The 231-nt window shown below is 77.9% G+C and carries 1 pseudogene; it reads right to left on the minus strand.

From position 1 onward, the window contains the following. Window positions 1-231 (minus strand): annotated as a pseudogene (locus ONA70_RS36605) (gephyrin-like molybdotransferase Glp); the annotation flags it as partial.

Genomic DNA, 231 nt, shown 5'->3' on the forward strand with positions numbered 1-231 from the left:
GACCACCACGTCGGCGCCGATCGGCAGCGGCGCGCCCGCGGCCACGGAGAAGCAGGAGCCGGGGGTGAGCCGGACCGGCCGCCAGCTCGCCGCGCCCAGGTCGCCGACCACGTTCAGCCGGATGCTGCGGCCACCGGGAATACCGGAGGGGGCCGGGACGTAGCCCGGCCCCCGGCTCCCTCCGGAGATGTCCTCCCAGCGCGCGGCGTACCCGTCGACCGCCGCCTGGTC

It is taken from the genome of Micromonospora yasonensis (assembly GCF_026013475.1).
In the GTDB taxonomy this organism is placed as follows: domain Bacteria; phylum Actinomycetota; class Actinomycetes; order Mycobacteriales; family Micromonosporaceae; genus Micromonospora; species Micromonospora yasonensis.